The following is a 13,213-nucleotide window of genomic DNA, read 5'->3' on the forward strand; positions in this document are numbered from 1 at the left end:
CCGCCTTTTATCACCGCCCTTGATGACAGCTCGCCACCAGCTTTATCGCTCGCGGTTTGCTTCACCGCGAGCTTCTGTGGAACGATCTTCTATGGAGCTATCTTCTATGGAGCTATCTTCTATGGAACTATCTTCTACGGAACTATCTTCTATGACATCACTCAAAGAGCAGACAACACGACGTTATGGACAACCCCGCATGAAGACACGCCTACAGCCACTCGCCCCGCGACTACAAGCTCTACCCCGCTTCAAACTACTGCTGCAGTCGCTCGTCGTCTCGGTCCTATTCACCCTCGCCGTCGCTAGTGTTGCCGCCGCGCCGCCAGCGCGTGTACTGCCGGACTATAGCCAAAGTTACTCTGCCGAGCGCGACCCCTTCGTCGATGCCGTCGCCGCCATCAAGCTCGCCAGCGACAGTGGTCGCCAGGTCTTTATCGAGGTCGGCGGCAGCTGGTGTGGTTGGTGCCACAAGTTCGATCAGACCCTGGCACAGAATCGCGCGCTGGCCGACGCCTTCTACGCGCAGTTCGTGATACTGAAGGTCAGCGTCGACGATGACAATGACAACGCCGCCTTCATCGCCGGACTACCCACCTTCAGCGGCTACCCACACTTCTTCGTCGCCGACGCCGCCAGCATCTTTCACTCGCAGAGCCCGACCGACTTTGTCGTAGACGGCCAGTTTGCGCCCGAGCGGATCGAGGCCTTCATCGCCCAGATGCAGCAACACCGCCCCGCCAGCACGACGCAACCCCCACAATAACGATCGCGGAAGCCACCATGCCTAACCCTTTCTCAGATCCCTCGGCACCACCACGGGCCGCCGCCAAGGCCGGCCTGCTGCGACGCCGTGATTTTCTGCGTGGCAGTCTCGCCACCGGTTTACTGCTCTCCAGTGCCAGCCTGTTAGCGGCGGAGAAGGCATTAACTTCGCTGCGCCAGCGCGACCCCTGGCTCACACTCGACAGCGTGCAGCAGCAGCTATTGCCCAGCGACGGTAACGGCCCCGGTGCCCGTGAGCTGAACGCCCTGAGCTACCTCTACGCCGTCACCGAGCAACCGCAGCTCGACGCCGACAGCAAGCAGTTCATCTTCGATGGCGTCGGCTGGCTCAACGACCTTGCCAAGCAGCACCATCAGCGACCGTTCAGCCAGCTCAACGACCAACAGCAGCGTCAGCTGATCGACACCGTCAACCGCAGCCAAGCCGGACAAAACTGGCTGGCTAATCAACTCAACTACCTGTTTGAGGCGCTGCTCTCCTCGCCGGTCTATGGCGGCAATGTCGATCAGCAGGGCTGGCGCTGGCTGCAACACAGCGGCGGCTTCCCGCAGCCCGACCCAGCACACACCTGGTATCAACTGGAGCGACGACGCTAATGGCAACATCACAAGAATACGACGCCGTCATCATCGGCAGCGGCGCCGGTGCCGGCCCCGTTGCCCTCACTCTTAGCGAACAAGGCTATAAGGTGTTGGTGCTCGAAAAAGGCCCCTGGTACCGTGAACAGGATTACTACAAAGACGAGCTCGCCGCCGGCCGCCGCAACGTCTACACGCCACAGCTGAAAGATGAGTTCCATGTCTTGGAGGAGGAATATCAAGACGGCAGCTGGCGCAGCGAGAGTACCGCCGACTCTGGCTGGAGCTTCTGGAACGGTAACGTCGTCGGCGGCTCGTCCAACTTCATGAGCGGCTTCTTCTACCGGCTCAAGCCCAGCGACCTGAAGCTGAAGAGCACCTATGGCAACATCGACGGCGCCAACGTCGCCGATTGGCCGATCGATTACGCCGAGCTCGAACCCTACTACAGCCTCGCCGAACACCGCGTCGGCATCTCCGGCAAGGTGGTGAAACACGCCTTTCTGGAACCGCGCTCAGAGGCCAACTTCCCGCTCCCCCCCACCGCCGAGCACGCCATCAGCGGCTGGTTCGACAGCAGCAGCCGCGCCCTCGGTTTCACCCCGCTGCCGACCGCACGCGCCGTGCTGTCGGTGCCCCAAGCCGGGCGCCACAGCTGCGAGTACGCCGGCTACTGCGGCAGCTACGGCTGCGCCACTGGCGCCAAGGGTAGCGCCCGTGCCGCCCTGCTCGATCCTGCCGTCGCCACCGGCAACTGCGAGATCCGCCCCCACTCAAAGGTGTTCAAGATCGAATCCAACGCCCGCGGTGAGGCCAGTGCGATCCACTACTACGATCGCCACGGGGCGCGTCAAAGCGTCCGCGCCAAAGTCTATGTAGTGGCCTGCCAGGCCATCGAGAGTGCCCGCCTACTGCTCGCCTCGACCGGGCCGAAGCACCCCGATGGCCTCGGCAACCGGTATCAGCAGGTGGGCAAGAACCTGTTGTTTTCCGCCGGTGGCGTCGGCCACGGCGACTTTTACTACGACCAGCTCACCGAGGCACGGGCCGAGCAACTGAAGGTGGTCGGCCCCTTCGTCAATCGCGGCCTGCAGGACTGGTATCAGATCAACGATAAGCAATTCACCGGGCAGCGCGCCGCCAACGGCACCGCCAAGGGGGGCACCATCGACTTCCTGCTCGCCCACCCCAACGCCATCTCCCGCGCCAACCGCATGAAATGGGATGCGGACGACCGCCTGCTCTGGGGCGGCGCCCTAAAGACGCAGCTGCACCAGGGTTTCACCGGCTCGCGTACCTTCGACTTCGAGGTGTTCAACGACTGGCTGCCCACCGACAACTGCTTCGTCAGCCTCGACCCCGAACAACGCGATCGCTGGGGCGACCCGGTGGCCAAGATTCGCATCGGTTTTCACGACCACGATCTGCAGGTGGGGGAATATATGGCGAAGAAAGGGGAGCAGGTGTTACAGCACATGGGGGCAAAGAATATCCGCTCCAACATCAGCGGCTATCCGGCACAAAATTTACAGGCTGGGGGCTGTCGTTTCGGCGATGATCCACGCCATTCGGTACTCGATCGCGACTGCCGCATCCATGATTGCGCGAACGTCTTTGTCAGCGATGGCAGCTTCATGCCCACCGGTGGCAGCGTACCCTACACTTGGACGATCTACGCCAACGCCTTTCGTGTCGCCGATAAAATCGTCAAACAGCTGGGCTGACAGGCAGCCCAGCCAGCGACTAGGACAGCACGTGGCCGACCAAGCCCTGCGAGATACCACAGCCCTTGAGGATTACATGGACCAGGGTCTGGGCGGCGCGGTCGAAGTCCTCATGGGACATCTGCCCCCCCGCCATCACCCGATTCACCTGCGGCGCAAAGTCAGCGTAGTGCTGGGTTGATGCCCAGATGAGGAAGATCACATGCACCGGATCCACCGGGTCCATCTTGCCCTTGTCGATCCACGCCTGGAAGACCTCGGCACGGCCGGTAAACCACTCCTGGTAATCGATGCCGAAGTACTCACTGAGATGCTCGCCACCGCTGATCAACTCCAGCGCGAACAGTCGCGAGACCACCGCGTTATCACGGGAGAACATCACCTTGGTATAGATATAACTCGACAACACCTCGGCCGGGTCATCATCACCGGTCAGTTCGTTGAAGGTCGAGTCCCACATCTCGATCACCCCGCGCAGCACGGCGCCGTAGAGCGAGATCTTATTCTTGAAATAGTAGTGTAGATTGGCTTTAGGCAGGCCGGAACGCTCGGCGATGGCATTCATCGTCGTACCGCGGAAGCCGTTCAACACGAACTCCTGCGCCGCTGCCTCGAGGATGAGACGCTCGTTCTCCTCCCGAATCAGGCCCCTCTTATACTTCTTCTGTTCCACGCCATCCATCTTACGAAAACCTCCAATCACAGGATACGCAATCACGCTTATAGCTGGACGCCTTTATAACACATTTAATAAACCGCTTCAGCAACGGCGGCGCCAGAGACAAAAACAGCGGCCGCAGCCGCTGTTCTACCATCGTCTTACGCGAGCTCGCGCCTACAGGTGGTATTTCACGAGCAGCTGGATGTTGCTCTCTGTGGTATCGTTCTTGCCACCAGCCCAGTAGTCAGAATCTGAACCGTCTTCGACGCCAAACTTGTCGCTCCAGTATTCGTACTCAACACCGAGATAGAGCTTCTTCTCTTGATTCATCAGCAACTTACCGGCATCCCACTTCAGCTGGGTCTGTATATGTACATAGCCCTTCTGCTCAGCAACATCATCGACATCGGCATCGGTGGTGATGTCGGCGAAACCATCCCAGACGAAGCGGGCCGAGCCGATGTTGAACGAGGTGCCCCAGACTGGCGTCAGCTGGAAGTTATTCTTCACGTCACGACGCTCAAAAGAATAATCAGCGGGGTTAAATTCTCGATACGCGCTATCGCCGTTGAAGCGGTAGTAGGTATTCAACTGGAAGTAGTCGAAGCCCGGTACCTTGAAGTCGAAGCCGAGACCGAGCAGCTGGTTATTGACCTTACCGCCATTGCTGGCTGATCCCATTTCGAGCTGGCCGGCCAGCAGCACATCGGTAACAGGGCCGAAGGCCAGCTTGTCGCTCATCACCACGCCGGAAGAAATACGTGCACCCAGCTCAGAGTAGATCTCCGACTCTTCTGATCCATCTTTCGATTGGCTGCGGTCGGCGAAGAAGAAGACATCACCCCAGCTGTGTCCGGAGGCGTGCTCGAAGGTCAGCACGTAGCGGCTCTCGCTAGTGTCTGGCGCACCATTAACATCATCGCCACTCAAGGGTAATTTATAGTCATTTCCCATCAGATAGCTGGCGGAGTTATCACTCCAGAACATCTCCGCCTGCGCGGCCGCTGAGACGGTGGTTACAGCGGCAACGGCGGCGCTAATGGCCAGTTTCTTCATACTCATACTTCTTCCCCAACACTTAATTATTCGATTGACCGCCATAAAATAGATCCTCCGGCGGACTGATGCTTCTACGGGCCAAACAACGGCGCCGCTCATGTAAGTCTTTTTGCGTATAGTTTTTATGGCAAAAAGCTGACCATGTGGTCCGGAAACTATACTAGCAAACTTTTTAACCCCGTCGACAAGTTTTTGCCCGAAATGTTTCCCACTTTCGCCCTGAGCGCCGCCACAAACAACAGATAGTTCGGCCAACACACTGATTAAAGTGGAGATAGAAAGGGAAAAAAGAATTCCACTCGGCGGATTAAATAGCCGCAAAAAAATCGTTCAGCCGCTAATTTAAGCAAAAAAAAGCCGCCCGACGACGGTCGGGCGGCTGCTCAGCTGTACAATAAATCGCCAACATCGGCGATCTGGAACGCTAGGTATTAACCCGCATAGGCGGCGCGTGCCGCCCCCTGTGCGCTGCCGGCGACAATATCTGCGCCCTGCTCACGCAGCACCTGCTCTAGCGAGCCCAGACAGAACAGCACATTGGTCTTGTTACAGGCAAAGCCCATCAGGCCGATGCGCCAGACTTTACCGGCCAGAGGCCCGAGACCGGCACCGATCTCCAGGTTGTAATCGGCCAACAAGGTGGCACGCACGGCGGCCTCATCGACACCCGCCGGCACACTCACCACGTTCAACTGCGGCAGGCGGCAATCGGCATCGACCACCATGCTCAAGCCCATCGCCTCGAGGCCGGCCACAAGTGCCGTGTGGTGTTCACGGTGACGGGCCCAGGCATTCTCCAGCCCCTCTTCTTCGAGGATCAGTAACGCCTCGTGCAGGCTGTATAGGGTATTCACCGGTGCCGTGTGGTGGTAGGCGCGCTTGGTGTTCTCCCCCCAATAACCCATCACCAGTCCCATATCGAGGAACCAGCTTTGTACCTTGGTCGAGCGTGCGTTGATCGCCGCGACCGCCTTGTCGCTGAAGCTCACCGGCGAGATGCCCGGCACACAGCTCAGACACTTCTGTGTCCCCGAGTAAACCGCATCGGCGCCCCAGCGATCGATCGCCACCTCGGTGCCACCGACAGAGGTCACACAGTCGACAATAGTCAGGCAGTCGTGTGCCGCCGCTAGGCGACAGAGGGTCTCAGCATCGCTCTGCACCCCCGTTGAGGTCTCGGCGTGCACGAAGGCTACGACCTTAGCATCGGGGTTCGCCTGCAGCGCCGCCTCGAGCTTGTTGGGGTCGACGGGCTTACCCCAGTCGTCCTCGACCATGATCGCCGTCGCGCCGCAGCGCTCAACATTTTCTTTCATGCGCCCGCCAAAGACGCCGTTCTGACAGACAATGGCCTTATCACCGGCCTCCAGCAAGTTAACGAAACACGCCTCCATGCCTGCACTACCGGGGGCAGAGATCGGCAGCGTCAACGCATTCTTGGTCTGGAAGGCCGACTGCAGCATGCGCTTCACCTCGTCCATCATGCGCACGAATTCAGGGTCAAGATGGCCGATGGTAGGACGCGCCAGTGCCGACAGAATACGGGGATTAACATCAGCGGGGCCGGGTCCCATCAGGGTGCGAACGGGGGGATTAAATACTTGCGTCATAGCGTTTCCATTATTGTCTTTAAAAGTGGTCATTGAGAGTGATCATCGTGGCCAGTAATCGACGGTGTTACCGTCAGCTGCCATCGAGATTATCATCAAAACGGTCGTCGAGCGCCCCTGGGCGCACTCATTCTCCTCTAGAGCCCGTCAACACTGACTCAGGGAGAAAATTAATGTGATCAATGAATACTTACATACCAGACCTTGTGGCGTCTAGTCGTCAGCCGTTGAGATGCATCATTTCTAGTGCTCAAAGTAGGGTTTTTTCTACGGATTAGCAATAAAAAAGTTGACCACAGAGTCAGGTTTTCTTTTAATAGGGGCTAATACATACTGACGCCCTACAGATGATGTAGCAAAAACGCGACCGTCGACTAAAATTCTGGCCACAAACACTCAGTGCGCAAGCACCAAGACGTAAGTACTGTGGGGCGATGAAAAGTACGGTACATAAGAACTAGAGGAAAGACCGTGATACGCTTTTTACTGAATGATCAGCCACACGCGATAGACAACTGCGACCCCAACATGACGGTGCTCGAGTATCTACGCAACGAACTCAAAGAGAACTCCTCAAAGGAGGGCTGTGCCTCCGGTGACTGCGGTGCCTGCACCGTCGTGCTGGCGGAGCTGGTCGATGACGAGCTCAACTACCGCACCGCCAACAGCTGCATCACCTTTGTCGGCAACTTGCACGGCAAGCAGCTAATCACCGCCGCTCACCTAAAGGAGCAGGACAAACTGCACCCTGTGCAGCAGGCGATGGTCGACAAGCACGGTTCACAGTGCGGCTTCTGCACCCCTGGTATCGTCATGAGCCTGTTCGCTCTGCAAAAGCGCAGCGATCACTACGAGCGTGGCGAGACCCTCGAAGCACTCTCCGGCAACCTCTGTCGCTGTACTGGCTACCGCCCAATCATGGACGCGGCAGTACAGATGTACGAGCCCGCCGAGGACGATCAGTTCACCCGTAACGCCGAACACACCAAGAAGTCTCTCAACAAGATCAACGGCGATGCCGACGAGGTGGTCACCCTCAGCAACGGCGAGCACCACTACTACGCGCCCGCCACGCTACAGCAAGCTGTGGAGTTAATTGCCAGCCACCCGAAGGCACGTCTCGTGCGCGGCGGCACCGATCTCGCCCTCGAGGTCACCCAACACCTGCGCACCATCCCCGAGATGATCGATCTATCGCGGGTTAAGGAACTCAACAAGCTGACCGTGACGGACACTGAGATCGTCATCGGTGGCGCCCGCAGCCTCGACAGCAGTGTCGAGACACTGAAAAACTACTACCCAGAATTTGCCGACATGCTCGCTCGCTTCGCCGCGAAGCAGGTGCGTCAGCAAGGCAGTTTTGGCGGCAACATTGGTAATGCATCGCCGATCGGCGACACCCCCCCCGTATTATTAGCGTTGAACGCCAATCTAACCCTAAAGTCGGCAAGCCATTGCCGCGATGTGGCACTCGAAGATTTCTTCACCGACTACCGTCAGACACTGCTGAAAAGCGACGAGTTGATCGGCGATATCTTGATTCCGCTACCGGAAGAGAACGCCCACCTGAAGGTCTACAAGATCTCCAAGCGTCAAGACGACGACATCTCTGCCGTCTTGGCCGCCTTCAACCTGAGCGTTGTCGACGGCGTCATCAGCAAGGCCAGCCTCGGCTTCGGCGGCATGGCGGCAACGCCCAAGCGCGCCAAGGCCACCGAGGCCGCGCTGATCGGCCAGCCGTTCAACCAGGCCACCATCGACAATGCCAAGCAGCAGCTTGCCGTCGATTTTCAGCCACTCAGTGACATGCGTGCCAGCAGCGAATATCGCCTAGAGGTCAGCCGCAACTTACTGCAGAAGGCCTTCATCGAGATCGGTCTCGAATTACAACAAGAAAATGACTCGCCGCTTTTCGTCGATGCGACCCAGACCAGGATTTGTAGCCATGCGTAGTATGCCCAACAGCCAAACCACCGTGCAGCAGGCCAAAGGCCACGCCGGTAGCTCCACCAAACACGAGAGCGCGCACAAGCACGTCAGCGGCGAAGCCATCTACGTCGACGATATGCCTGAGCCCGCCGGCACCCTCTATGCCTATTGCGGCTTTAGCCCCAAGGCCCGCGGCAAGATCAATAAACTCGACCTCGGCCCCGTTCGCCAGGCCGAGGGCGTTGTCGCCGTACTGACCGCCGACGACGTGCCCGGTCACCTCGATATCGGCGCCGTCTTCCCCGGCGAGCCGCTACTGGCTCAGGGTGAGGTCGAGTTCCTCGGTCAGCCGATTTTCGTGGTTGCCGCCACCTCTTACAACGCCGCCCGCCGCGCCGCCCGCCTCGCCGAGATCAAGATCGATAGTGAGCGCGCCCTAATTACTGTTGCCGACGCTTTAGAAGCTGAAAGTTTCGTGCGTCCGCCGCACAGCCAACAGCGCGGCGACGCCGCCAAGGCGATCAAAGATGCACCGATCGTACTTGAGGGCGAGCAATTCATCGGCGGCCAGGAGCACTTCTACCTCGAGGGGCAGGTCTCCCTTGCGATCCCCGCCGAAGACCGCGGCATGATGGTCTACAGCTCCAGCCAACACCCGGCGGAAGTACAGAAGCTGGTTGCCGAGGTGCTCGACGTACCAATGAACCTGATCACCGTCGACATGCGTCGCATGGGTGGCGGCTTCGGCGGCAAGGAGACACAGGCTGCACAGTGGGCCTGCCTCGCCGCCCTCGTTGCCAGCAAGACCGGTCGCGCCTGTAAGATGCGCCTCGCCCGCAGCGACGACATGAGCTCTACCGGCAAGCGCCACCCGTTCTACAACCAGTTCACGGTCGGCGTCGATGAAGAGGGCTTGATCCAGGGGGCCGATATCACCGTCAACGGCCACTGCGGCTATGCCCCAGACCTCTCCGACGCCATCGTCGACCGCGCGATGTTTCACAGCGACAACGCCTACTATCTCGGCAACGCCAAGATTACCGGCAACCGCTGTAAGACCAATACCGTCTCCAACACCGCTTACCGCGGTTTCGGCGGCCCCAAGGGGGTGATCCTGGCCGAGCGCATGATGGACGATATCGCCCGTCGCGTCGGTAAAGACCCCCTCGACGTGCGTAAGCTCAACCTGTACACCGACGAGGGCGGCCGCAACGTCACCCACTATCACCAGACCGTCGAGCACAACATTCTCGAGGAGCTGATTGAACAGCTGGAAGAAAGCAGTAATTACCGCGCCCGCCGCGCCGCCATCACCGAGTTCAACCAGCACTCGCCGATCATGAAAAAAGGCCTAGCGCTGACACCGGTCAAGTTCGGCATCTCCTTCACCGTGCAGCACCTCAACCAGGCTGGCGCGCTGATCCATATCTATACCGATGGCTCGATTCAGGTCAACCACGGTGGCACCGAGATGGGCCAGGGGCTACACACCAAGGTGGCACAGATTGTCGCCGCCGAGTTTGGGGTCGACATCGACGATGTACTGGTAACCGCTACGCGGACTGACAAGGTGCCCAACACCTCACCTACCGCCGCCTCTTCCGGTACCGACCTGAACGGTAAGGCCGCACAGAATGCCGCCCTGACCATCAAGCAGCGTTTGATCGACTTCGCCAGCGAACACTTCGGTCTCGCCACTTCGGCGATCAAGTTCGCCGACGGAGAAGTGCAGCTAGGCGCACAGACCATGAGCTTCGCCGAGTTCTCTCAGCTGGCCTACATGAACCGCGTCTCGCTGTCTTCGACCGGCTACTACAAGACACCAAAGATTCACTACGATCGTGAAAAAGCCGCCGGCCGTCCCTTCTTCTACTTTGCCATGGGCGCGAGCTGTGCCGAAGTCTTGGTCGACACCCTCACCGGTGAATACCAGCTCAGCCAGGTCGACATCTTGCACGATGTTGGCACCTCGCTGAACCCGGCGATCGACATCGGTCAGATCGAGGGCGCCTTCGCCCAGGGTCTCGGCTGGGTCACCACGGAAGAGCTGGTATGGAACAACGAAGGTCGCCTGCTGACCAATAACGGCGCGACCTACAAGATTCCCGCCGTCAACGATCTGCCGGAGAAGTTTAACGTCGAGCTGTTCGAACGTGCCAACCCCGAGGACACCATCCTCAACTCGAAGGCCGTCGGTGAGCCGCCGTTCATGCACGGCATCGCCGTACTCTGCGCGATTCGCGACGCCGTCAGCTCGCTCGCCGACTACCGTGTCAGCCCCGAGCTGCACAGCCCCGCCACCCCTGAGAAGGTACTGTGGGCCGTCAACGCAACGCGTGCGCAAGCACAGGCGGAGGGTTAACGTATGAGCTGGTCCCAGGCCTGTAACGACTTACAACAACGTGGCGAAGCTTATGTGCTCGTCACGGTCATCGGTGTGCGTGGCTCGACGCCGCGCAACAGTGGCACCAAGATGGTCGTTAGCGAGGAAACCCTGTACGGCACCATCGGCGGCGGTCACCTCGAATACAAGGCTCTGATCAAGGCCCAGCAACTCCTTAAAGCCGGCAGCGCCGAACAACAGATCGAGCACTACCCCCTTGGCCCCACGCTGGGTCAGTGTTGTGGTGGCAGCGCGACGCTGATGTTCGAGTGTTTCACCCGCAGCGGCATCGATATCGCCGTCTTCGGTGCCGGCCACATTGGCAAGGTGCTGACCCCGATCCTCGCTGGCCTCAACGCCCGCGTACACTGGATCGATCAGCGCCCGGAGCAGTTTCCCGAGCAACTCGCCGACGGCGTCAACAAGATTGTCAGTGAGTTTCCCGCCGACGAGGTCGCCGACCTGCCGGCTAACTGCTACTACCTGATTCTCACCCACAATCATCAGCTCGACTTTGAGCTGACCAGCGCCGTGATCAGTCGCGGCGATGCACGCTATCTCGGCGTGATTGGCTCAGAGACGAAGGCCCTACGCTTCCAGCGTCGCCTGCAACAGCGAGGCTTCAGCGAGCAGCAGATTGCCGGCATGCGCTGCCCGATGGGCAACCTCGATGTACCCGGTAAGCTACCGATGGAGGTTGCCGTCTCCGTCAGCGCCGAGCTTATTGCCGAGTATCATCGCGATCTGCCCGAGCAGCCGACCCAGCAAGGCATGAACTGGCGCACCGTCAAAAGCCTATTACAAGCCACCGAAGCGGACACGACAGATGCCGCCGACGGCTCCGCTAAGCAACGTTCGTCAAGCGACGACACAGCGAGCCACACCGATCAACCCGAGCCTGCTTACAGCGGCCCTAATACGCGAGACTCACAGTGAGCGAATCGAACATAAAAGCACTACGCAGCCGCCGCGTCATCACTCCGAACGGCGAGATCGCCGCTACCATCATTGTCGCCGGTGAGCGCATCGAGTCTATCGAGAGCCACGATTACGACGGCAATCTACTCATTAACGCCGAGCTCGTCGATCTTGGCAATAACGTCTTAATGCCCGGCCTCGTGGACACCCACGTGCACATCAACGAGCCGGGGCGTACCGACTGGGAAGGCTTCGACACCGCGACTCACGCCGCCTGTGCCGGTGGTATCACCACCCTGGTCGACATGCCGCTGAACTGCAGCCCGGTGACCACCACCGTCGACGCGCTCAACATCAAACTGAACGAGATCACCGACGGTAAGAAGCTGTGGGTCGACTGCGGCTTCTGGGGCGGTATCACCAGCGACAACCTCGACGACCTTGAGGCACTGACCGAAGCCGGCATCCTCGGCGCCAAGTCGTTCACCTGTCACTCTGGCCTCGACGAGTTTCCCAGCGTCAATGAAGCACAGATGAAACAGGGCATGCGTATCATGGCCCGCGCCCAACTGCCCTACTTGGTGCACGCCGAGATGGACGGCAACCCCGACGCGATCATCGACCACTCCTACCAGAGCTTCCTCGACTCGCGCCCGAAGTCACTCGAGAACAACGCCATCGCCATGGTGGTGCGAGTGATGCGTGAGATTAAGGCCGAGGGCCTCGAGCCACTCGCCCACATCGTCCACCTGTCCAGCGCCGAGGCACTACCGCTGATTCGCGCCGCACAGCAGGAGGGCCTGCAGCTGACCGCTGAGACCTGCCCGCACTACCTGACGCTGAACAGTGAGGCGATCCCGGACGGCAAAACCGTGTTCAAGTGCTGCCCACCGATTCGTGAAGATCACAACCGCCAGCTACTCTGGGCGGCTATCGAGGACGGCACCATCAGCAAAGTGGTCTCCGATCACTCGCCCTGTACACCACAGCTCAAGCACATCGACAGCGGCGACTTAGAAGCAGCTTGGGGCGGCATCTCCGCCCTGCAGTTTGGTCTACCGCTGATCTGGAGCGAGGGCCGCACACGCGGCTTCAGCCTCGTCGATATCGCCCGCCTGATGTGCAGCAAACCCGCTGAGTTCGCCTCCATGGGCCACCTCAAGGGCAGCATCGAAGTCGGCAAATTGGCAGATTTCTGTGTCTTCGACGACACCGCCGCCTACGTCATCAGCACCGAGATGATCAAGCACAAGCACAAGATTTCTCCCTACGTCGGCACCGCCGTTAGAGGCAGTATCATCGAGACCTGGTTGCGTGGCGAGTGTATCTACCGCGACGATAACTACCTCGGTGAAGCCAGCGGTCAGCACCTGCTGAAAGGATCCTTTTAACGAGGCAGGCCCAACGGCACTGCCATTCACCGGTGCAAATCGCCACCTCGGCAACGCGGTGGCGAACAGCCCTTTACATCACCAGCCTCGCAGTCCACGACACGACGCTGTTCCCCCTAATTACGCAAGCGATGAGAATACGATGAGCACAATAAAACAAAAGAACCGTTTCG

The 13,213-nt window shown here is 59.3% G+C and carries 10 protein-coding genes; 7 read left to right on the top strand and 3 right to left on the bottom strand.

Going from position 1 to position 13,213, the window contains the following annotated elements:
• Nucleotides 1–121 precede the first annotated feature (121 nt).
• The 3 genes from EDC56_RS05770 to EDC56_RS05780 are packed head-to-tail and all read left to right on the top strand — an operon-like array spanning nucleotide 122 to nucleotide 3,089.
• Nucleotides 122–766, top strand: coding sequence for a thioredoxin family protein (locus tag EDC56_RS05770; RefSeq protein WP_162844093.1), 645 nt, complete (start codon nucleotides 122–124; stop codon nucleotides 764–766).
• Nucleotides 767–783: 17 nt separating this feature from the next.
• A complete protein-coding gene (locus EDC56_RS05775) occupies nucleotides 784–1,383 on the top strand; it encodes a gluconate 2-dehydrogenase subunit 3 family protein (protein ID WP_123711525.1) in 600 nt (199 codons plus the stop codon).
• Nucleotides 1,383–3,089 carry a GMC family oxidoreductase gene (locus EDC56_RS05780; protein ID WP_123711526.1) on the top strand — a complete coding sequence of 569 codons (1,707 nt, stop codon included), beginning with the start codon at nucleotides 1,383–1,385 and terminating at the stop codon, nucleotides 3,087–3,089. The genes EDC56_RS05775 and EDC56_RS05780 overlap by 1 nt, the downstream gene beginning before the upstream one ends.
• 19 nt (nucleotides 3,090–3,108) lie before the next feature.
• On the opposite strand, the gene EDC56_RS05785 is transcribed toward EDC56_RS05780, so the two are convergent.
• From EDC56_RS05785 to EDC56_RS05795, 3 genes are all read right to left on the bottom strand, one after another.
• Entirely contained in the window at nucleotides 3,109–3,762 is a 654-nt protein-coding gene (locus tag EDC56_RS05785) for a TetR/AcrR family transcriptional regulator (RefSeq protein ID WP_245980647.1), read from the bottom strand.
• 162 nt (nucleotides 3,763–3,924) lie between these two features.
• Nucleotides 3,925–4,812: an outer membrane protein OmpK gene (locus EDC56_RS05790; RefSeq protein WP_245980648.1), complete on the bottom strand. Its 888-nt coding sequence runs from the start codon at nucleotides 4,810–4,812 to the stop codon at nucleotides 3,925–3,927.
• A gap of 428 nt (nucleotides 4,813–5,240) precedes the next feature.
• Nucleotides 5,241–6,419, bottom strand: coding sequence for a pyridoxal-phosphate-dependent aminotransferase family protein (locus EDC56_RS05795; protein ID WP_123711528.1), 1,179 nt, complete (start codon nucleotides 6,417–6,419; stop codon nucleotides 5,241–5,243).
• Between the two features lie 471 nt (nucleotides 6,420–6,890).
• Here EDC56_RS05795 and xdhA point away from each other — a divergent pair, with 471 nt between their 5' ends.
• From xdhA to allB, 4 genes are read left to right on the top strand one after another with little or no spacing between them, the layout of a single operon-like run.
• Entirely contained in the window at nucleotides 6,891–8,372 is a 1,482-nt protein-coding gene (gene xdhA, locus EDC56_RS05800; RefSeq protein WP_123711529.1) for a xanthine dehydrogenase small subunit, read from the top strand.
• Nucleotides 8,365–10,710: a xanthine dehydrogenase molybdopterin binding subunit gene (xdhB, locus tag EDC56_RS05805; protein WP_123711530.1), complete on the top strand. Its 2,346-nt coding sequence runs from the start codon at nucleotides 8,365–8,367 to the stop codon at nucleotides 10,708–10,710. Before xdhA ends, xdhB begins: the two co-directional genes overlap by 8 nt.
• A gap of 3 nt (nucleotides 10,711–10,713) precedes the next feature.
• The gene (gene xdhC, locus EDC56_RS05810; protein WP_123711531.1) at nucleotides 10,714–11,667 is read left to right on the top strand and encodes a xanthine dehydrogenase accessory protein XdhC; all 954 of its coding nucleotides are present in this window, start codon (nucleotides 10,714–10,716) and stop codon (nucleotides 11,665–11,667) included.
• On the top strand, nucleotides 11,664–13,040 hold the full coding sequence (gene allB / locus EDC56_RS05815) for an allantoinase AllB (protein WP_123711532.1): 1,377 nt from the start codon (nucleotides 11,664–11,666) through the stop codon (nucleotides 13,038–13,040). The genes xdhC and allB overlap by 4 nt, the downstream gene beginning before the upstream one ends.
• The last annotated feature ends 173 nt before the right edge of the window (nucleotides 13,041–13,213 follow it).

Origin of the sequence: Sinobacterium caligoides, assembly GCF_003752585.1 — a bacterium.
GTDB classification, from domain to species: domain Bacteria; phylum Pseudomonadota; class Gammaproteobacteria; order Pseudomonadales; family Sinobacteriaceae; genus Sinobacterium; species Sinobacterium caligoides.